The 18,877-nt window shown below is 70.7% G+C and carries 14 protein-coding genes and 1 pseudogene; 8 read left to right on the forward strand and 7 right to left on the reverse strand.

Annotated elements, in window-relative coordinates:
• Window positions 1-32 precede the first annotated feature (32 nt).
• Entirely contained in the window at window positions 33-248 is a 216-nt protein-coding gene (locus ACIHCL_RS25740) for a dodecin (RefSeq protein ID WP_399865215.1), read from the forward strand.
• A 92-nt stretch (window positions 249-340) separates the two neighbouring features.
• Here the strand turns inward: ACIHCL_RS25740 and ACIHCL_RS25745 are convergent.
• Window positions 341-826: pseudogene (locus ACIHCL_RS25745) on the reverse strand (hypothetical protein); the annotation flags it as partial.
• A gap of 347 nt (window positions 827-1,173) precedes the next feature.
• On the opposite strand from ACIHCL_RS25745, the gene ACIHCL_RS25750 reads away from it, so the two are divergent.
• From ACIHCL_RS25750 to ACIHCL_RS25760, 3 genes are all read left to right on the forward strand, one after another.
• Window positions 1,174-2,541, forward strand: coding sequence for a polysaccharide pyruvyl transferase family protein (locus ACIHCL_RS25750; protein ID WP_399865218.1), 1,368 nt, complete (start codon window positions 1,174-1,176; stop codon window positions 2,539-2,541).
• 206 nt (window positions 2,542-2,747) lie between these two features.
• On the forward strand, window positions 2,748-5,165 hold the full coding sequence (uvrA, locus tag ACIHCL_RS25755; RefSeq protein ID WP_399865220.1) for an excinuclease ABC subunit UvrA: 2,418 nt from the start codon (window positions 2,748-2,750) through the stop codon (window positions 5,163-5,165).
• 250 nt (window positions 5,166-5,415) lie between these two features.
• Window positions 5,416-7,179 carry a glycosyl hydrolase family 18 protein gene (locus tag ACIHCL_RS25760; protein WP_399865222.1) on the forward strand — a complete coding sequence of 588 codons (1,764 nt, stop codon included), beginning with the start codon at window positions 5,416-5,418 and terminating at the stop codon, window positions 7,177-7,179.
• A gap of 93 nt (window positions 7,180-7,272) precedes the next feature.
• Here the strand turns inward: ACIHCL_RS25760 and ACIHCL_RS25765 are convergent, their stop codons facing one another.
• From ACIHCL_RS25765 to ACIHCL_RS25775, 3 genes are read right to left on the reverse strand one after another with little or no spacing between them, the layout of a single operon-like run.
• A complete protein-coding gene (locus ACIHCL_RS25765) occupies window positions 7,273-8,019 on the reverse strand; it encodes a succinate dehydrogenase/fumarate reductase iron-sulfur subunit (RefSeq protein ID WP_399865225.1) in 747 nt (248 codons plus the stop codon).
• The gene (locus ACIHCL_RS25770; RefSeq protein WP_399865227.1) at window positions 8,016-9,965 is read right to left on the reverse strand and encodes a fumarate reductase/succinate dehydrogenase flavoprotein subunit; all 1,950 of its coding nucleotides are present in this window, start codon (window positions 9,963-9,965) and stop codon (window positions 8,016-8,018) included. Before ACIHCL_RS25770 ends, ACIHCL_RS25765 begins: the two co-directional genes overlap by 4 nt.
• 1 nt (window position 9,966) lies before the next feature.
• Window positions 9,967-10,674, reverse strand: a complete 708-nt coding sequence (locus ACIHCL_RS25775; protein WP_399865228.1) for a succinate dehydrogenase — start codon at window positions 10,672-10,674, stop codon at window positions 9,967-9,969.
• A 95-nt stretch (window positions 10,675-10,769) separates the two neighbouring features.
• On the opposite strand from ACIHCL_RS25775, the gene ACIHCL_RS25780 reads away from it, so the two are divergent.
• Window positions 10,770-11,681, forward strand: a complete 912-nt coding sequence (locus tag ACIHCL_RS25780) for a LysR family transcriptional regulator (RefSeq protein WP_399865229.1) — start codon at window positions 10,770-10,772, stop codon at window positions 11,679-11,681.
• Between the two features lie 86 nt (window positions 11,682-11,767).
• Here ACIHCL_RS25780 and ACIHCL_RS25785 read toward each other — a convergent pair whose 3' ends face one another.
• A complete protein-coding gene (locus ACIHCL_RS25785) occupies window positions 11,768-13,942 on the reverse strand; it encodes a putative bifunctional diguanylate cyclase/phosphodiesterase (RefSeq protein ID WP_399865231.1) in 2,175 nt (724 codons plus the stop codon).
• On the reverse strand, window positions 13,939-14,757 hold the full coding sequence (locus ACIHCL_RS25790; RefSeq protein ID WP_399865232.1) for an SAM-dependent methyltransferase: 819 nt from the start codon (window positions 14,755-14,757) through the stop codon (window positions 13,939-13,941). Before ACIHCL_RS25790 ends, ACIHCL_RS25785 begins: the two co-directional genes overlap by 4 nt.
• A gap of 1,426 nt (window positions 14,758-16,183) precedes the next feature.
• Here ACIHCL_RS25790 and ACIHCL_RS25795 point away from each other — a divergent pair.
• Together ACIHCL_RS25795 and ACIHCL_RS25800 are read left to right on the forward strand one after the other, a co-directional pair.
• The gene (locus ACIHCL_RS25795; protein WP_399865234.1) at window positions 16,184-16,315 is read left to right on the forward strand and encodes a hypothetical protein; all 132 of its coding nucleotides are present in this window, start codon (window positions 16,184-16,186) and stop codon (window positions 16,313-16,315) included.
• A gap of 17 nt (window positions 16,316-16,332) precedes the next feature.
• A complete protein-coding gene (locus ACIHCL_RS25800) occupies window positions 16,333-17,100 on the forward strand; it encodes a hypothetical protein (protein ID WP_399865235.1) in 768 nt (255 codons plus the stop codon).
• A gap of 131 nt (window positions 17,101-17,231) precedes the next feature.
• Here ACIHCL_RS25800 and ACIHCL_RS25805 read toward each other — a convergent pair whose 3' ends face one another.
• On the reverse strand, window positions 17,232-18,074 hold the full coding sequence (locus ACIHCL_RS25805) for a polysaccharide deacetylase family protein (protein ID WP_399865236.1): 843 nt from the start codon (window positions 18,072-18,074) through the stop codon (window positions 17,232-17,234).
• 254 nt (window positions 18,075-18,328) lie between these two features.
• Between ACIHCL_RS25805 and ACIHCL_RS25810 the strand changes: the two genes are divergently transcribed.
• On the forward strand, window positions 18,329-18,790 hold the full coding sequence (locus ACIHCL_RS25810; protein ID WP_399865238.1) for a universal stress protein: 462 nt from the start codon (window positions 18,329-18,331) through the stop codon (window positions 18,788-18,790).
• The last annotated feature ends 87 nt before the right edge of the window (window positions 18,791-18,877 follow it).

An 18,877-nucleotide genomic window follows, 5' to 3' on the forward strand; every position in this document is an offset into this window, starting at 1 on the left:
GCACCTTGGGAGAAACGAGGAGGCGACAAGACATGTCAAATCACACATATCGGGTCACCGAAATCGTAGGAACCTCCCATGAAGGCGTCGATGACGCCATCCGCAGGGGCATCGCGAGGGCTTCGGAAACGTTGCACAATCTCGACTGGTTCGAGATCACCGAGGTTCGCGGAGACATCCGCAATGGCCGGATCGAGCACTATCAGGTGGGACTGAAAGTGGGATTCCGGCTCGACGAGCCGGGCTGAACCGCCGCGGCTCCGGGACCGGGGCGGCACCCGCGCGCCACTCGGCCGCACCGTCCGCGGCCCGGCAGCGCGCCCGGCGACCGCGGAGACCAGGAGCGCCCCTCATGCCCCTGCGCGACCTCGAACGGGGGCAACACCGCGGACCGACGTGCCCCGACCGCCGCGAAGCCGGCCCGTTCCGCCGCCTCGCAGACGCGTGCGTCCTCGTCCACCAGCATCCGCACCTCGCGTTCACGTCCCAGCCGCTTCAGGACCTCCGGCTCGGTGTGCCGGGCCGGCCTGCGGTCGTCGTTGCGGCGCATGTGCAACGCCCCCTCGGGCAGCCCGCGTTCCACCAGCCAGGCCCGGGGGTCACGGCGGCACCGTTCGGGCCTCCCGGTGAGCTGACCGATCTCGCACTCGTCCGCGCCGGCCAGGAGGAGCCATATGCCCTCGGGAGGCGGCGGGTTGTCGACGGCCGCGGCGAAGAAGGCGTTCCAGTCGCGCCGGGGCCTCTCCGGATGATGCCGACGACGGCCGGCGTCCGCGAGCGTGCCGTCCAAGTCGAATACGGCCAGGGGCCGGTGGTCGTCTCCCACCGCTCCATCACATCAGACGGCCGGCACGCCGGGGCGAGCCAGGACGACCACCACGGCCGGCGCCGCGACGACGGACGGCGGACGGCGGACGCGCCTCCCCTCCGGGACCGCGCCCCGTGCTTCCGGGACGGCCGGCAGTCCGGTCCCGGCGGCGGCTGATGTGCCGGGCCGCTTCGAACCGACCCCGGACCCACGGATCTTCCGCATCAAACCGGGCGCGCCCGCGAGGGGATGCGCGATCCTGTACGTTCGTTCCGTACCGTTGGCAAAAAGTTGTACAGGATGCTTATGGAACCTGACGCATTCGTAAAGCTATATTCAGGTTTGTGGCATCCAACGTTCAACATGTGAAGCGAATACTCCTGCGTTCCGGGAAGAGTCCGTACGACGTCGTCTCCGTCGAGCGCGCTCTGCATGAGGACGTGTTCGCCACCAACGCGGGGAACCTGATCTTCAGTGATGCCGCGCACAAGATCCTGGAGACGCCCCGGGCCGAGGTGGTGTCGAACGGCATCTCCACCCGGGTCGCCGACGCCGAGCTCATCAACAACGAGTACGACGCGTTCGTCGTCCCGCTCGCCAACGCCTTCCGGCCCTCCTTCGAGCGGCAGTTGGCGCGGTTGACCCAACTCATCACGAAGCTGAGGATCCCGGTCGTCGTGCCGGGCGTGGGCGCCCAGACCGGGGTCAACTACTCCGCGGAGCGGCTGCGCCCGATGAAGGAGACGGTCTACGCGTTCGTGTCGGCGGTGCTCGACCACAGCGCCTCCATCGGCGTGCGGGGCGAGTTCACCGAACGGTATCTGCGGGACATGGGCTTCCGCGACGTGGAGGTCATCGGCTGCCCCTCGTTGTTCGCCAACGGCCCCCGGCTGGACATCCGGGAGAAGGACGCGCCGCTCGGCCCCGGGGCACGCATCGCCGTCAACGGGTCGCACGACGCGGTACGCAAGCACAAGCTCGGGCAGATCATCGACCGCGCCCACGCGCGCTACCCCCACCTGCGGTTCATCGGCCAGAACCTGTCCGACGCGCGCCAGCTGCACTGGCGTGACCTCTCCCACCCCAACGCCGAGATGACCGGCATCCCCACCCACCCGGACCACCCCATGTACGGGGAGGACAAGGTGCGGGTCTACATCGACCCGGTCACCTGGGTGGAGGACCTGCGCGGCTTCGACTTCTCCTTCGGCTCGCGGATCCACGGGAACATCGCGGCACTCCTCGCCGGCACCCCCGCCACCGTGCTCTGCGGCGACTCCCGGACCCTGGAGCTGTGCCGATACTTCGACATCCCGCACCGGATGCTGCCGAAGCTGCCCGGCGACACCGACCCCGCCGACCTCTACGAGGAGGCGGATTTCGGCCCGCTGAAGCGCGGCCACCAGGAGCGCTTCGACCGGTTCATGGGCTTCCTGGAGAAGAACGGGCTGGAGAACACCTTCTCCCATGGCGACGGCGGCGCGGCGTTCGAGGCCCGGATGAGCGCGCTGGCCTTTCCCCCGGGCGTCCGGCCGTGGATCGGCGAAGACGCCGCCGCGATGGGGCAACGCCTCAACTGGTTGCAGACGCGACTGGCGGAACTCGGCGCGCAGAACACCGAGCTCAAGCGGCTGCTCGCGAAGCGGACGGTGCCCAACCAGCGCTCCACCTACCAGCGCGCCCGCAGCGCTGTCGGGCGCCCCATCAAGCGCGCACTGCGCGGGGCGCGCTGACGGCGCCCCGCCCCGGCCACCGGCACGTCCCGGGCCCTCGCGCCGGACGCCGGAGGCCCCGACGCCGTTCGAGGACGGCCATCGGGCCCCCGTGTGCATGGCCTGACACGGGGGCCACGCGTTCCCGCGTGGAATCCGCATCTACCTAGAATCAGAGTGTTTGCCCCTGCACCAGCTTTGATCCGATGCGTACGGAGTTCCGCGCCATGACCACCCCCCACGATCCGTACGTCCGGGTGCGCGGCGCCCGCGAGCACAACCTCCAGGACGTGTCGGTCGACATCCCGCGCGACACCCTCACCGTGTTCACCGGCGTCTCCGGCTCCGGGAAGTCCTCCCTCGCGTTCGGCACCATCTACGCGGAGGCGCAGCGCCGCTACTTCGAGTCCGTCGCGCCGTACGCCCGGCGGCTGATCCACCAGGTCGGCGCGCCCGCGGTGGGCGAGGTCACCGGGCTGCCGCCCGCCGTGTCGCTGGAGCAGCGCCGCTCGGCCCCGGGCGCGCGCTCCTCCGTCGGGACGGTGACCACGCTCTCCAACTCGCTGCGCATGCTGTTCTCGCGGGCCGGTGACTATCCGGACGGTGCCGAGCGGCTGGACTCGGACGCGTTCTCGCCGAACACGGCCGCCGGGGCGTGCCCGGAGTGCCACGGTCTCGGTCTGGTCCACCGCACCACCGAGGAACTGCTCGTGCCGGAGCCGTCGCGGTCGATCCGGGACGGCGCCATCGCCGCCTGGCCGGGGGCCTGGCAGGGCAAGAACCTGCGCGACGTGCTGGACGCGCTCGGGTACGACATCGACCGGCCGTGGCGCGAGCTGGACGCGCGGGACCGAGAGTGGATCCTGTTCACCGACGAACAGCCGGTGGTGACGGTCCATCCCGTGCGCGAGGCCGGACGCATCCAACGCCCTTATCAGGGCACGTACATGAGTGCCCACCGCTATGTGATGCATACCTTCGCCGACTCCAAGAGCCGCGCCCTGCGGGCCAAGGCCGAGCGTTTCCTGACCAGTTCGCCCTGTCCGGCGTGCGGGGGCAGCCGACTGCGCCCCGAGGCGCTGGCCGTCACCTTCGCGGGCCGTACGATCGCGGAACTCGCCGCTCTCCCGCTCGGTGCGCTCGCCGGGCTCCTGCGCATGGCGGACGGCGGGGACACGGCACGGGTGCTGACGGCCGATCTGCTGTCTCGGATCGAGACGGTCACCGAGCTCGGCCTCGGCTATCTCAGCCTCGACCGCACGGCCCCGACGCTGTCGTCCGGCGAGCTCCAACGACTGCGTCTGGCCACGCAGTTGCGGTCCGGCCTGTTCGGTGTGGTGTACGTGCTGGACGAGCCGTCGGCCGGTCTGCACCCGGCGGACACCGAGTCGTTGTTGACGGTCCTGGGCCGGCTGAAGGAGGCCGGGAACTCGGTGTTCGTGGTGGAGCACCAGATGGACGTGGTGCGCCGGGCGGACTGGCTCGTGGATGTGGGGCCGCTGGCGGGCGAGCACGGCGGCCGGGTGCTGCACAGCGGTCCCCCGGCGGGCCTGGCGGACGTTCCGGAGTCGGCGACCCGGCGCTTCCTGTTCGGCCGTGGGCCGGCCCCTGCCCGGAGGCGACGCACACCGTCGGGGTGGCTGCGGCTGAACGGGGTCGACCGCCACAATGTGCGGGACGTGGACGCCGCGTTCCCGCTCGGTGTGTTCACGGCCGTCACCGGTGTCTCCGGCTCGGGCAAGTCGACGCTGGTGGGCCAGGTGCTGGCCGGAGTGCTGGCCGAGCGGCGATCGGCCGCCGACGCGCCCGCCGGCCTCCCCGCGCCCGGTTGCGTCTCGGCCGAGGGCCTGGATGCGGTGGACCGGCTCGTGCAGGTCGACCAGAGGCCGATCGGCCGTACCCCCCGGTCCAATCTGGCCACGTACACGGGGCTCTTCGACGTGGTGCGGAAGCTGTTCGCGGCCACGGACACGGCACGTGAGCGCGGCTACAGGGCGGGGCGGTTCTCCTTCAACGTGGCGGGCGGTCGGTGCGAGACCTGCCAGGGCGAGGGGTTCGTCTCGGTGGAGCTGCTCTTCCTGCCCAGTACGTACGCCCCCTGCCCGGACTGCCGTGGCGCGCGGTACAACCCGGAGACCCTGGAGGTCACCCTGCGCGGACTCGACATCGCGCAGGTGCTGGACCTGACGGTGGAGTCGGCGTCCTCCTTCTTCGCCGGAACGCCTGCCGCCGAGCGCAGTCTGCGCACGCTGCTCGACGTCGGTCTCGGCTATCTGCGACTCGGCCAGCCCGCCACCGAACTGTCGGGCGGCGAGGCGCAGCGGATCAAGCTCGCCGCCGAGCTCCAGCGGACCCGCCGGGGCCACACCGTGTACCTGCTGGACGAGCCGACGACGGGACTGCATCCCGCCGATGTCGAGGTGCTGATGCGGCAGTTGCACGGCCTGGTCGACGCCGGTGACACCGTCGTGGTCGTGGAACACGACATGGCGGTGGTGGCGGGCGCCGACCACGTGATCGACCTGGGCCCCGGCGGCGGCGACCGGGGCGGCCGGATCGTGGCGGCCGGCGCACCCACCGAGCTCGCCCACGCCGAAGGCAGCCGCACGGCTCCCTACCTCGCCGCCGCGCTCGGAATCCGCTGAGCACCCAGCTCGACTCAACTCCCGCCTTTTCACACTGAGTTGCTGCTTCAGGCAAGCAATCGGAAATGAAACGGCAAAGAACATTGACCCCAAGCTGGTCCAGACCAATCATGGGCATGCCCCGCGGCCGATCCTCGCCGTGCGGCTGTGACCCCGGCCGGGACTCACAGGAACGGACCGCGCCCCTCGCCGGGTGCGGCAGAGCCTTGCGATCCGCCCGTTGTCTCACCCCCGCTGGGAGCGAACCCCCATGAGACGTCCACGCGCACTCGGTGCGTTCCTGAGTGCCCTGGCGACGACCGTCGCGTCCGCCGGCCTGGTCCTCGGATCGGGAGGCGGCGCGCAGGCCGCCGCGACCGCCGCCACTCCCCTGCCCGCGCACGTCTTCGCCCCGTACTTCGAGGCGTGGACCGGAGAGAGTCCGGCCGCGCTCGCGCAGCAGTCCGGTGCGAAGTACCTGACCATGGCCTTCATCCAGACGGAGGCCCGCGGCTCCTGTACGCCGTACTGGAACGGCGACCGGAGCCAGCCCATCGCACCGTCCGAGTTCGGCGCCGACTTCACCACCATCCGTTCGCGCGGCGGCGATGTGATCCCGTCGTTCGGCGGCTACACCGCCGACAACGGCGGCACGGAGATCGCCGACAGTTGTTCCAGCGTCGACTCGATCGCCGCGGCGTACGAGAAGGTCATCACGACCTACGACGTCTCCCGCCTCGACATGGACATCGAGGACAACTCGCTGGAGAACAGCGCCGGTATCGACCGGCGCAACAAGGCGATCAAACAGGTGCAGGAGTGGGCCGCCGCCAACGGCCGTCCGCTGGAGATCTCCTACACCCTGCCCACCACCACGCGCGGTCTCGCCGACAGCGGTCTGGCGGTGCTGCGCAACGCCGTGTCCAACGGCACCCGGGTCGACGTCGTGAACCTGATGACGTTCGACTACTACGACGGTGCCCCGCACGACATGGCGGAGGACACCAAGACGGCGATCAGCGGCCTCAAGGACCAACTGGCCCGGCTCTACCCGTCGAAGACCGAGGCGCAGTTGTGGGGCATGACCGGGATCACCGAGATGCCCGGCATCGACGACTACGGTCCCGCGGAGACGTTCACCACGGCCAACGCACCGGTGGTGTACGACTGGGCCAGGTCCAAGGGTGTCAACACCCTGTCGTTCTGGGCGCTCCAGCGCGACAACGGAGGCTGCCCGGGGACCGGCGGCAGCGACTCCTGCTCCGGCATCGCGCAGGACACGTGGTACTTCACCCACACCTTCGCGCCCTTCACCAGCGGCTCCGGTCCGGTGACGGACGACTACTCGGTGGCCGTGGCACCGGGTTCCGCCGCCATCGCCCCCGGTGGTTCCACCACGACGACCGTGAACACGGCGGTGGTCTCCGGCAACGCCAAGACCGTCACGCTCACGGCGAGCGGGGCGCCCTCGGGTGTGACCACGACGCTCAGCCCCGCATCGGTCACGGCGGGCGGCGCCTCGAAGCTGACGGTGACCGCGTCGGCGACCGCCGTGCCCGGCACGTATCCGATCATCGTCACCGGCACCTCGGGCACGCTCAGCCACTCGGCCACGTTCACCCTCACGGTGTCGGGCCCGGGCGGCGGCAACGGCTTCCTGGTGAACGGCGACTTCGAGACGGGCTCGCTGAACCCCTGGACCTGCGAGTCCGGCGGTGCGGTCGTCTCCACGCCCACGCACGGCGGCGGGCACGCGCTCGCGGTCGCGGCCACCGCGTCGCAGACGGGCGAGTGCACGCAGACCCTCGCCCTGTCGCCCAACACCGCGTACACCCTGAGTGGCTGGCTCCAGGGCGGCTACGGCTACCTCGGGGTGCGCGGCGACGCCTCGGCGAGCGTCTGGGGTTCGTCGAGCGGCTACGCCAAGCAGTCGGTCGGGTTCACGACCGGCTCGACCGGCGAGGTGACCGTGTATGTGCACGGCTGGTACGGGCAGGGCACGGTCTACGCGGACGATCTCGCCGTGACGTCCTGACCCCTCGGGGCGTCCGGTGACCTCCCGGTCCCGGAGGTGGGCGGCCTCCGGGACCGGGAATGCGACGCGTCTCCAAGGGATGCGGGACGCCCCTCAGCGACGCGCCTTGCGGGTCGCCCGCAGCCACTCCTTGTTCATGGCGGCGATCGACGGCAGCGGAATGCCCTTCGGGCAGGCGGTGGCGCATTCCCCCGTGAGGGTGCAGCCGCCGAAGCCCTCGCTGTCCATCTGCGCGACCATGTCGAGGACCCGGGTCTCGCGCTCGGGGGCGCCCTGCGGCAGGACGTTCAGGTGGTTGATCTTCGCCGAGGTGAAGAGCATCGCCGAGCCGTTGGGGCAGGCGGCTACGCAGGCGCCGCAGCCGATGCACTCGGCGTGCTCGAAGGCGAAGTCGGCATCCGGCTTGGGCACCGGTGTGGCGTGCGCCTCGGGGGCGGTGCCGGTCGGGGCAGAGATGTAGCCGCCCGCCTGGATGATCCGGTCGAAGGCCGTGCGGTCCACCACCAGGTCCTTGACGACCGGGAAGGCGGAGGCTCGCCAGGGCTCGATGTCGATGGTGTCGCCGTCCCGGAACGACCGCATGTGGAGCTGACAGGTGGTGGTGCGCTCGGGGCCGTGGGCGTCGCCGTTGATGACCAGGCTGCACGCCCCGCAGATGCCCTCGCGGCAGTCGTGGTCGAAGGCGACGGGGTCGTCACCGGCCAGGATGAGCCGCTCGTTGAGGGTGTCGAGCATTTCGAGGAACGACATGTCCGGCGAGATGCCGTCCACCTCGTAGGTGGACATGGCACCGGGGGCGTCGGCGTTCTTCTGGCGCCAGACGCGCAGGGTGAGCTTCATGCGTAGCTCCGCTGGGTGGGGTGGACGTACTCGAAGACGAGGTCTTCCTTGTGCAGGAGGGGCGCCTCGCCGGTGCCGGAGAACTCCCAGGCGGCGGCGTAGGAGAACTCCTCGTCGCGGCGGGCGGCTTCGCCGTCCGGGGTCTGGGACTCCTCGCGGAAGTGGCCTCCGCAGGACTCGGTGCGATGCAGCGCGTCGAGGCACATCAGCTCGGCGAGCTCCAGGTAGTCGACGATGCGGTTGGCCTTCTCCAGGGACTGGTTGAGCTCCTCGCCGGAGCCCGGGACCTTGATCCGGCGCCAGAACTCCTCGCGGATCTCCGGAATCCGCGCGAGCGCGGTGCGCAGCCCCTGTTCGTTGCGGGCCATGCCGCAGTACTCCCACATCAGTTCGCCGATCTCGCGGTGGAACGAGTCGGGAGTGCGGTCGCCGTCGACGGAGAGCAGCAGGTTGAGCCGGTCCTCGGTCTCCGCGACGACCTCCTCGACGGCGGGGTGCGAGGGGTCGACCTCACCCTGGTCGGGGTTGCGGGCCAGGTAGTCGTTGATGGTGGAGGGCAGGACGAAGTAGCCGTCGGCGAGGCCCTGCATCAGCGCGGACGCGCCGAGGCGGTTGGCGCCGTGGTCGGAGAAGTTGGCCTCGCCGATGGCGAAGAGGCCGGGGATGGTGGTCTGGAGGTCGTAGTCGACCCACAGCCCGCCCATCGTGTAGTGCACGGCCGGGTAGATCCGCATCGGCGTCTCGTACGGGTTCTCCGCGGTGATCCGGGCGTACATGTCGAAGAGGTTGCCGTACTTCTCCTCGACCTTGGCGCGGCCCATGCGCCGGATGGCCTCGGCGAAGTCCAGGTAGACGCCCTGGCCGCCGGGTCCCACGCCGCGCCCCTCGTCGCAGACGTTCTTCGCGGCGCGGGAGGCGATGTCACGCGGCACGAGGTTCCCGAAGGAGGGGTAGATGCGCTCCAGGTAGTAGTCGCGCTCGTCCTCGGGGATCTCGTTCGCGGGGCGGGTGTCTCCCTTGGCCTTCGGCACCCAGATCCGGCCGTCGTTGCGCAGCGACTCGCTCATCAGCGTCAGCTTGGACTGGTGGTCGCCGGTGCGCGGGATGCAGGTCGGGTGGATCTGGGTGAAGCAGGGGTTGGCGAACCAGGCGCCCCGGCGGTGGGCCCGCCAGATCGCGGTGGCGTTGGAGTGCATGGCGTTCGTCGACAGGTAGAAGACGTTGCCGTAGCCGCCGCTGGCCAGGACGACCGCGTCGGCGAAGTAGGTCTCGGTCTTCCCGGTGACGAGGTCGCGGGCGACGATGCCGCGGGCCCGGCCGTCGACGACGATCAGGTCGAGCATCTCGGAGCGGGAGTGCATCTCGACGTTGCCGGCGGCGATCTGCCGCGACAGCGCCTGGTAGGCGCCGAGCAGGAGCTGCTGTCCGGTCTGGCCGCGGGCGTAGAAGGTGCGGGAGACCTGGACGCCGCCGAAGGAGCGGTTGTCGAGCAGACCGCCGTACTCGCGGGCGAAGGGGACGCCCTGGGCGACGCACTGGTCGATGATCTCCACGGAGATCTGGGCGAGCCGGTGGACGTTGGACTCGCGGGCGCGGAAGTCGCCGCCCTTGACCGTGTCGTAGAAGAGGCGATGGATCGAGTCGCCGTCGTTGCGGTAGTTCTTCGCGGCGTTGATGCCGCCCTGGGCGGCGACGGAGTGGGCCCGGCGGGGTGAGTCCTGGAAGCAGAACTGGACGACGTGGTAGCCCTGTTCGGCGAGGGTCGCACCGGCCGATCCACCGGCCAGGCCGGTTCCGACGACGATGACGGTGTGCTTGCGGCGGTTGGCCGGGTTGACCAGCTTCGCCTGGAAGCGGCGGGTGTCCCAGCGCTCGGCGATCGGGCCCTCGGGGGCCTTGGTGTCGACGACGGGCGTACCCGTCTGGTAGTGCGTGTAGTCGGTCATGTCAGCTCACGGCTCCGGTCATGACGGCGACGGGTACGGAGACGAAGCCCACCGTCAGCGCCAGGGCGAGGATGTCGGCAAGGGTCTTGAGGAGGCGGTCGCGGGCCGCGTTGCCCGCGCCGAGCGTCTGGGCGGCGCTCCAGAAGCCGTGCCGGACGTGGAACCCGAGAGCGACCACGGCGACGATGTAGATGACGTTGCCGTACCAGGTGGAGAAGGTGTCGACGACGTTCTGGTAGGGGCGGCCCGCCTGGAACCCGCCGGAGTGGACCGTGCCCGTCGTCAGGTCGAGGATGTGCCAGACGATGAAGAGGCCGAGGATGATCCCGCCCCAGCGCATGGTCCGGGTGGCGTAGCCGGCGCGCGGCCGCTTGTGGACGTACGCGACGGGGCGGGCCCGGATGTCGCGGCGGCTCAACTGGTACGCGGAGACGGCGTGCAGCACCACGGCGGCGACGAGGAGGAGACGCATCAGCCACAGCGCCCACTCGTGACGAAGGACGGGGTCGCCCATGGTCCGCAGCCAGTGCGCGTAGTGGTTGAACTCGTCGGCCCCGAAGAAGATCTTCAGATTGCCGACCATGTGGGCGACCAAGTAGAGGAGCATGATCAGGCCGCTCACGGCCATGATCGTCTTCTTGCCGACGGTGGAGTCCCAGAGCGTACGCGTCATGGACGGCCGTCGATCCGTCCCTGTTGCCGATGCCATGGATCCGACGCTAGGGCCGGACGACCTTATCAGTCCAAGACATGAAACAGCTCATCTTCATAGGCTTTGGCTATTGCTGGCGTTATGGTGCGTGTATGCAGTTCCAGCAGTTGGTGTATTTCGTGGCGGTCGCCGAGACCCTGCACTTCACCCGTGCCGCCGAGGCGGTGCACGTCTCACAGCCCTCGCTCTCCCAGCAGATCCGGGCGCTGGAGACCGAACTGGGTGCGGAGCTGTTCAGCCGGGCCCGCGGCAACATCACGCTCACCGACGCGGGCGAGGCTCTGCTTCCGCTGGCCCGCCGCATCCTCGCGGACGCCGACACGGCACGCCACGAGGTGCAGGAGCTGGCGCAGCTACGACGGGGCCGGGTGCGGCTCGGGGCGACGCCCAGCCTCTGCACCGGCCTGCTCCCCGACGTGCTGCGTACCTTCCACGACCGGCATCCCGGCATCCGGCTGCTCCTGGAGGAGGGCGGTTCCCTGGACCTGGTACGGGAGCTGGCGCGGGGCGCGCTCGACCTCGCCCTGGTGGTGCTGCCGCTGCCGGCCTCGTCGCCCGCGCTCACCACCGTCGAGCTGCTGCAGGAGGACCTCGTCGTGGTGTCGTCGGCACACGGCCCGCGGCCCGGCCGGGGCGGAAGCGTGGCCATCGCCGATCTCCAGGGCGAACCCCTGGTGATGTTCCGGCACGGCTACGACCTGCGCGAGCTGACGGTCGCGGCCTGCCGCGCGGAGGGCTTCGAGCCCTCGTACACGGTGGAGGGCGGGGAGATGGACGCGGTGCTCGGCTTCGTCCGGGCAGGACTGGGCATCGCGGTGGTGCCGAGCATGGTCGCCGGACGGGCCGGCCACGGCATGCGGACCACTCCGCTGGCCCGGCCGGGACTGCGGCGCACGATCGCGCTCGCGCACCGCAGCGACGTGGCGCCGCCGCGCGCCGCCCGCGAGTTGCAGAAGGTGCTGCTGGCCAGCCGGACGGGCGCCTCGCACCCGTCCGACGGCTGAGCGGGACCGTCGGCCCGCCCGGCCCCGGGCCGTCCCGCCCGCGTCGCCTCCCCACCGCCTCGCGGCCGGCGTGCGCGCCGCGCCGTTCACACCGCGTCGGCCAGCAGCAGCGAGTGGATGCGGTCCGGGGCCCCGGGACGCGCGTAGTACCAGCCCTGGGCGGTGTCGCAGCCCAGGTTCCGCAGGTGCTCGGCCTGGGCCCCGGTCTCCACGCCCTCCACGGTGACCGCGAGGTCCAGGCTGTGCGCCAGCGAGACGATGCCTTCGACGATCTTCAGGTCGACGGGGTCCGCCGGATGCCGCTGCATCCCCTGGGTGAAGGAGCGGTCCAGCTTGAGCACGCTCACCGGGAGCCTGCGCAGGTTCGCCAGGTTCGAGTAGCCGGTACCGAAGTCGTCGAGCGCTATGTCCACGCCCATGTCCGCCAGCTGGCGCAGTGGCTTGAGCAGGTCGTCGTCGGCTCCGATGAGCGCGGACTCGGTGACCTCCAGGCACAGCGCCCGGGGTTCCAGCCCCGACCGCTCCAGCACGTCGACGGTCTCGGCGACCAGACCCGGGTGGTGCAGCTGGGTCGGGGACACGTTGACGTTGATCCGCAGCGGCCCTCCGTCGCTGTGGCGTTGCTGCCAGATGTTGGCCTGCCGTACGGACTCCTCCATCACCCAGCGGCCGAGCGGCACGATCAGCCCCGTGTGCTCGGCGAGCGGGATGAAACGGTCCGGGCCGAGTACCCCGTGCTGCGGGTGGCACCAGCGGACCAGGGCCTCGGCGCCGTGCACCGTTCCGTCGTCCAGGTGCACCAGCGGCTGGTACTCGATGAAGAACTCGCCGCGTTCCAGGGCCGCCGGCAGCGCGGTGGTCAGCCCGTGCCGGGTGATGGCGCGGGCGTCCGCCTCGGCGTCGGCGAACTCGTAGCGGTTGCCGCCGGCCGACTTGGCCCGGTACATCGTGATGTCCGCGCTGCGCAGCACCTCCGCGGCGCCGCGCTCCCCGGCCGGGCCCTCCACGACCCCGATGGATCCGCGTACGGTCAGTTCGCGTCCGTCCAGTCGGATCGGGACGGCGAGCACGCTGAGGATGCGGCCGGCGAGCTCGTCGACCTCCTTCTGGGTGTCGGGGCCGGTGGTCAGCGCCACGAACTCGTCACCGCCGAGCCGCGCCACCATCTCGCCGGGGGCGGTCGCGCAGCTCTGCAGCCGGTCGGCCACCTCGACCAGCAGCCGGTCCCCCGCCGCGTGCCCCAGGCTGTCGTTGACCGCCTTGAAGCCGTCGAGGTCGAGGTAGCACAGGCCGAAGCGGCTGCCGCCCTCGGCGCAGAGCGCCTTCTCCAGCCGTTCGAAGAACAGGGACCGGTTGGGCAGCCCGGTGAGCGCGTCGTGGGTGGCCTCGTACCGCAGCCGCAGATTGAGCAGCCGGCGCTCCGTGGTGTCCTCCAACAGGGTCAGCTGGTACGCCGGCCGGCCCTCGGCGTCGCGCAGCAGTGACACCGTCAGATTGGTCCACAGCACCGTGCCGTCGTGGCGGTAGTACGGCTTCTCGACCTGGTAGTGCTCGCGTTCGCCGCGGACCAGCTCGTCGTAGTACTTCCACACCAGGGGCGTGTCCTCGGGGTGGACCCACTCGTCGACCCGGCGGCTGCGCACATGGCGCTCGATTCCGCCGAACATCCGGGTGAGGGTGTCGTTGACCTCCAGCAGATTGCCCTCCAGGTCCGCGATCCCGATGCCGATGGCGGCGTCCTTGAAAACGGCGCGGAAGCGGGCCTCGGTGGCGTGCAGGGCCTGTTCGGCGTCGGAGCGGGCGGTGAGCGCCGAGCGGGCGATCGCCTCCTGCTCCGCCAGGGTCCGCTCGCGCAGTGCCTGGGCGAAGCCGCCGGCGAGGGCGTGCTGGATCCGGGCGCAGCGGGCGCGGCCGTCGTCGGTGGACAGCGCGGCCGGGCCGTTGCCACCGCAGTAGAGCACCAGATATGCCTCGACGACGCCGAGGGTGCTGCTGAGCGCCTCCGGGTCCGTGCAGTGGGCGGCGACGAGGGCTTCGCCGACCCCGCTCGCGGGCGAGGCGTCGAAAGGCCGTGCGTGCAGGGTGTCGCTGAGCCGGCGGGCCAGCGGCAGCAGATGCTGTTCGAACTCGGTGCGCGTCAGGGAGGTGGCCGTCGAGGGGAAGATGGCCCGGCTCCAGATCGTGGCGAATCTGCGGAGCCGGTCCTCGGCGCCGTCCGCCTCCGCGGCGGACGTCCCGGACGACTGGGCGGGGATGCTCACGCCTTGCGTCCCACTCCGCCGAAGCCCGAGAAGGCGAACGGATCTTCCTGCTCCGGCGCAGTGCCGCTGTCCGGCCGCCAGTACGGCATCGCGACGAGTCCGGGCTCGACCATCTCGTACCCCTCGAAGAACCGTGCCACCTCGTCGCGGGAGCGCATGATCAGGGGGCTGTTGATGTCCTCGTAGACACCGACGGCGCCGCCCGCCTGCTCCTTGCTGATCGGAATCCCCTCGTAAGAGGCATGGGTGATGACGAGGAGGCTGCCGGGCGCGAGTGCCTCGCTCAGTGCGGCGACCGCGGCCTGCGGCTCGTCGGCGTCCTCGATGAAGTGGAGGACGGCGACGAGCAGCAGCGCCACCGGGCGGTCCAGGTCCAGCAGTCGGGAGACCCCGGCGTTCTTCACGATCTCCTGCGGGCGGCAAAGGTCGGCGGCCGCGACCACCGCCCGTTCGTTTCCCCGGAGTACGGCCTGGCTGTGCGCGACCGCAACGGGATCGTGATCGACATATGCCACACGGGCCTCGGGATCGGCGGCTTGGGCGACTTCGTGCACATTGCCGAAAGTCGGTATTCCGGAGCCGATGTCCAGGAACTGGGTGATGCCCTCACTCACCGCGTAGCGCACGGCCCGGCGCATAAACGCGCGATTCGCCTGCATGATCTTGGGGGTTCCCGGCATGAACTCCATGGCCTTGCGAGCCGCTTCCCGGTCCACCTCGAAATTGTGCGATCCGCCCAGATAGAAGTCGTACATGCGGGCCACGCTCGGCACCGAAATGTCTATGCCTCGCGGTGCCCAGGCGGGACGCTCCATCGATGTCTCCAACAAGTCGCCACGGCGAACCGGCCATGTTCATGGTCGGTGTGGACCAGAGGCTACTGATCGACCGCCAAGAGAGCGAGCGGAAACGGAAATTAGCCGTCCGTTATTGGTCACACACCAGTGGCATGTGCAACCGATCCGTCGCTGCCTGTGACATTCACAGGTCTCTTCGCCTCCGTCAAGTAACGCTAGCCGATGGGGAACCGCCCACCCGCGGAGGGCTGGAAGCGGACGCGTCCACATGCACTCGCCGCCCGACCGCCCGCGTTTACCCGGGCCCCGCTCCCCCGCATCGCCGCTTCACGCATCGACACGGCACCAAAAGGTACAGACCCGACGTCCAGAACAGGTACGGACCATTACGGCGAACCGTTCCGACTTGTTCCCGCGGACCGAATGAGTGCCGTAAATCCCTTACCCGCGGCGCCTTTCCCACTGCCTTTTGCTGCGAGGGCGGCGATCGGCCGCCCCGAGGGGCGTACGCGCGGCGCCCCGCAACGGCGAGGCGTACCGTTCCGGAACGGCGGCCTCCACGCCCTTCGCGCGATCGGCACGACTTCGCGCTCCGCCCCCCCGGAGCGAATACCCGGGAACGGCGGCCGCGTTCGAACCGAACGAGCCCCAGGTTTCGACCACCGGTCCAGACCTTCCGCACGGAGAAGCCCCGTTCGGCGGCCGACGCCGGAACGGCGCCGACGCGATCAGTACACTCCGCCGAAATCCCACAGCCGCTTCACCCGGTCGCCATCGCAATGCGACGCGATCTACGACGAGCACCATCGATAAATGGTATCCCAAATGCTTTGCCACTGAGCACGGTTGGAGTCCGTCGCGCGGACCACACTCGCACCGGGTACGCAAGACAGCGACAAGCCGCCCGCCGCACGGCGCCGTTCAGGGAATTCCCCGGCCGCGCAAGCGCTCTGCGCCCACGTCCCACCATCAGGGGAATTCCGGCTCTTTCACGGCGTGCCGAGCATGCGGCCGGAACATGCTCCGGGGCGTGTACGGATCACTCATAGCCCGGCTCGCCGGGGCCATGCTGCTTCTCTGGCTGGCGTCCACCCCGGCGCCCGCGGTGGCGGACAGCTGCGCGTACGCCACCCTCGGGGAAGGCGGAGGGACTTCGGCCGTCGCCGTGGCGGGCGGCCCCTGTCGCACGAGCCCGCCACCCGCAGCGCCCCCGCGGCCCGCGCCACCGCATCCTCCCTCGCCCTCCCCGTCGCCTCCCCCGGCGCCCCCAGGGACCGCCTCTCCGCTCCCGGCGCCGCCTCCACTCCCTCGTCCCGATCCACCGCGCCGGGAACCGCCTCGGCCCGAACCGCCTCGGCCCGAACAACCGGAAGCTGTGCCGCCGCCCCCGTCGCCCGCGCCCTCCGCACCCTCCGCACCCTCCGCGCCGCCCGCGCCGCGGCCCGTGGCCTACCCGGACTACCGCAGGCCGTCCCACAAGGTTCCCCGGCACGGCCCGTCCCTGGTCACCCTGACCCTGCTGATCACGGTCCCCGCGGTGTTCGCCGTCGCCGTGCTCCGCCCCCGCTCCCGATGACCTCCGGAGAGACATCCATGTCGGAATGGCTCGTTCTCGCCCTCGCCATGGCCGCGGTCAGCGCCGTGGTCCTGACCATCGCCGTGCTCAACAACCGCCGGATCAAGGCGGACGACGACCCGTCCCAGACCCCCGACGTCATCGAGTACATGGTGATGATGATCGGCGTGGTGTACGCGATCGTGCTGGGCCTCGCGATCGCCGGTGTCTGGGAGGGCCGCAGCGCCGCCCAGGAGTACGTACGCCAGGAGGCCCAGGCCCTCCACGAGGTGAGCGTCCGCTCCTCCGTCTACCCGGCCGAGGTCCACCGACGCATCCGAGCCGACGTCGACGCCTATGTCGCCCACGTCGTCCACCGCGAGTGGCGGACGATGGCCGAGCACGGCTCCCTCGACGCCGAGGGCGCCCGACTCCTCGCCCGGGTGCGCGCCGACGTCACCGACTACCGTCCGGCCGACGACCACGAGGCGGAGTCCTATCAGCCACTGGTCGATCGGGTCGCCGCGGCCGACGACGCGCGCGGCGCCCGCGGGCAGAGCGCCGGTGCGACCATGCCGGGTGTGGTCTGGTTCGGTCTCGTCATCGGCGCACTGGTGACCGTCGGGCTGGTCTTCACGCTGCAGATCCGCAGAACCTTCCGCGAACTGCTGCTGGCCGGTCTCTTCAGCTCCTTGATCGCTCTGCTGCTCTTTCTGATCTGGGACTTCGACACGCCGTTCGGACGGGGCATCTCGGCCACCGCGGAGCCGTTCCTGGACCTGTTCCCCGGCGTGGCGGGGACCTGAGGCCGGCGCTGGTCGGCGGCGCCGCCGGAACATGACGGCGCGCCGCTCGGGCCGGACCGGGGAGCGGGCGGATGTTCCCCCTGGGGGACGGCCGCCTCGCGGTTCACCCCGGGGCGGCTTTGACGGTGCGGTCAGCGGCGTTGCGGCACCGTGATCCGGTAGCCGTGGTCGAGCAGTTCCGGCAGATAGCGGCGGAGGGCGGCCACGCTCTGCGAACGGTCGCCGCCCGCGTCGTGCGACAGCACCACGGCACCGGGTGCCGCCCCCTGCCGGACTCTGCGCACGATGGTGTCGGCGCCGGGCTCGGTCCAGTCCAGCGTGTCGACGCTCCAGGCCATCGGTTCCATGCCGAGTTCGGCGCCGATCTCGAAGGAGTCCCGGTTCCACGCCCCGTACGGGGCCCGGTACCAGACGGGCGGCGTGCCGGTGAGGCCCTCGATCACCTCGCTGGTACGGCCGAGTTCGTCGCGCACCCCGGCCCGGGACAGCTTGGTGACCAGGGGATGCGCCCAGGAGTGGTTGCCGACGGTGTGGCCGTCGTCGGCGATCGCCCGCACCAGGTCCCTGTGGTCGTCGGCCATCTCGCCGCACAGGAAGAACATCGCGCGGACATCGTGTTCACGGAGAACGGCGAGGACCCGCGGGGTGTAGTGCGGATCGGGGCCGTCATCGAAGCTGAGCACCATGGCGTGCCCGACCTCCGGCAGATGTTCGAAGGGCCGGGTGCGGACCGGAGGCGCCGCGGGGCGGAAGCGGGGCGGGGCGTCCCCCGTCATGGGTGTCAGCCGATAGGAGGGGGGTGCCCCCCGGAGGGCCGGGGACGGGCCGGCGGCTCCGGCCCGGTCGAGGGCGGGCGGCCGGAACGGCGTCCCGGCCGGATCCGCGGCGATCACACGCACGACACCTGCGGTGCCCAGCCCGGCGGTCAGCCGCAGCAGCGTCCGGCGCCCCGGCAGCATCTGATCATTTTTCATGACCAACTGCTCGCACGTCCGCCGCCGTTTACCGAGCAGCGACACCGGCCACCGATCGTTTTTTACCTGATGGACGGAATCCCCTTACTGCGGTCGGCACTCCGGTCCGGACCGCACCCCAGCGACGGAACCGAGGCCAGTGCGGGCCGGCCCCACTGCCTCCACGCCACAGCGCGCCCCGGAGCACGCCACGCCCCGTGCCGCGCCGCCGCTCGCTCCCGGCGCCGGCACCGGGAGCGGATAGCCTCGCTGCCGTGACAGACCAGCAGCGCCATGCGTTCGAACGTGGCACAGACGGACCGAAAGTGATCGTCGCCGGACTCGACGGGTCCGATTCCTCCATGCGTGCCGCGGCATACGCTGCGGGGCTCGCCCGCCGGCAGGGGGCCAAGCTCTCCCTGGTGTACGTGCAGCCCGTGTTCCCCGCGGGAGCCGCGCTGGGTGCGCCGGTCGCCGACGCGGCCGAGGAGGTCGCGGAGGGCTTGGCGAACGAGATCCGGGACGCGACGGAACGGTTGAAGGACATATGGAACGTGCGGTGGGAGTTCCACACGGTCCGCGGGGATCCGTACAACGGCCTCGTGACGGCGGCGGACGACCTGAAGGCGGACGCCGTCGTCGTGGGCGCCTCGGAGTCCGCCGGTCACCGGTTCATCGGGTCCGTGGCGGTCCGGCTGGTGAAGGCGGGCCGTTGGCCCGTCACGGTGGTCCCGTAGCCGTCGCGGAATCCTCACTTCCGCGCGACGGCACGCCGTCTTTCGAGCAGGCGGCGGCTGGGCCATCATGAGCGCCCGTCAGCGACA

It is taken from the genome of Streptomyces sp. NPDC052042 (genome assembly GCF_044548345.1).
Lineage (GTDB): Bacteria > Actinomycetota > Actinomycetes > Streptomycetales > Streptomycetaceae > Streptomyces.

What these genes read in the sequence shown, in the direction of transcription:
- ACIHCL_RS25740 (WP_399865215.1), top strand. Translation starts at nt 33, where the DNA reads ATGTCAAATCACACATATCGGGTCACCGAAATCGTAGGAACCTCCCAT.
- uvrA (WP_399865220.1), top strand. Translation starts at nt 2,748, where the DNA reads ATGACCACCCCCCACGATCCGTACGTCCGGGTGCGCGGCGCCCGCGAG.
- ACIHCL_RS25760 (WP_399865222.1), top strand. Translation starts at nt 5,416, where the DNA reads ATGAGACGTCCACGCGCACTCGGTGCGTTCCTGAGTGCCCTGGCGACG.
- ACIHCL_RS25765 (WP_399865225.1), bottom strand. Translation starts at nt 8,019, where the DNA reads ATGAAGCTCACCCTGCGCGTCTGGCGCCAGAAGAACGCCGACGCCCCC.
- ACIHCL_RS25770 (WP_399865227.1), bottom strand. Translation starts at nt 9,965, where the DNA reads ATGACCGACTACACGCACTACCAGACGGGTACGCCCGTCGTCGACACC.
- ACIHCL_RS25775 (WP_399865228.1), bottom strand. Translation starts at nt 10,674, where the DNA reads ATGGCATCGGCAACAGGGACGGATCGACGGCCGTCCATGACGCGTACG.
- ACIHCL_RS25780 (WP_399865229.1), top strand. Translation starts at nt 10,770, where the DNA reads ATGCAGTTCCAGCAGTTGGTGTATTTCGTGGCGGTCGCCGAGACCCTG.
- ACIHCL_RS25790 (WP_399865232.1), bottom strand. Translation starts at nt 14,757, where the DNA reads ATGGAGCGTCCCGCCTGGGCACCGCGAGGCATAGACATTTCGGTGCCG.
- ACIHCL_RS25800 (WP_399865235.1), top strand. Translation starts at nt 16,333, where the DNA reads ATGTCGGAATGGCTCGTTCTCGCCCTCGCCATGGCCGCGGTCAGCGCC.
- ACIHCL_RS25805 (WP_399865236.1), bottom strand. Translation starts at nt 18,074, where the DNA reads ATGAAAAATGATCAGATGCTGCCGGGGCGCCGGACGCTGCTGCGGCTG.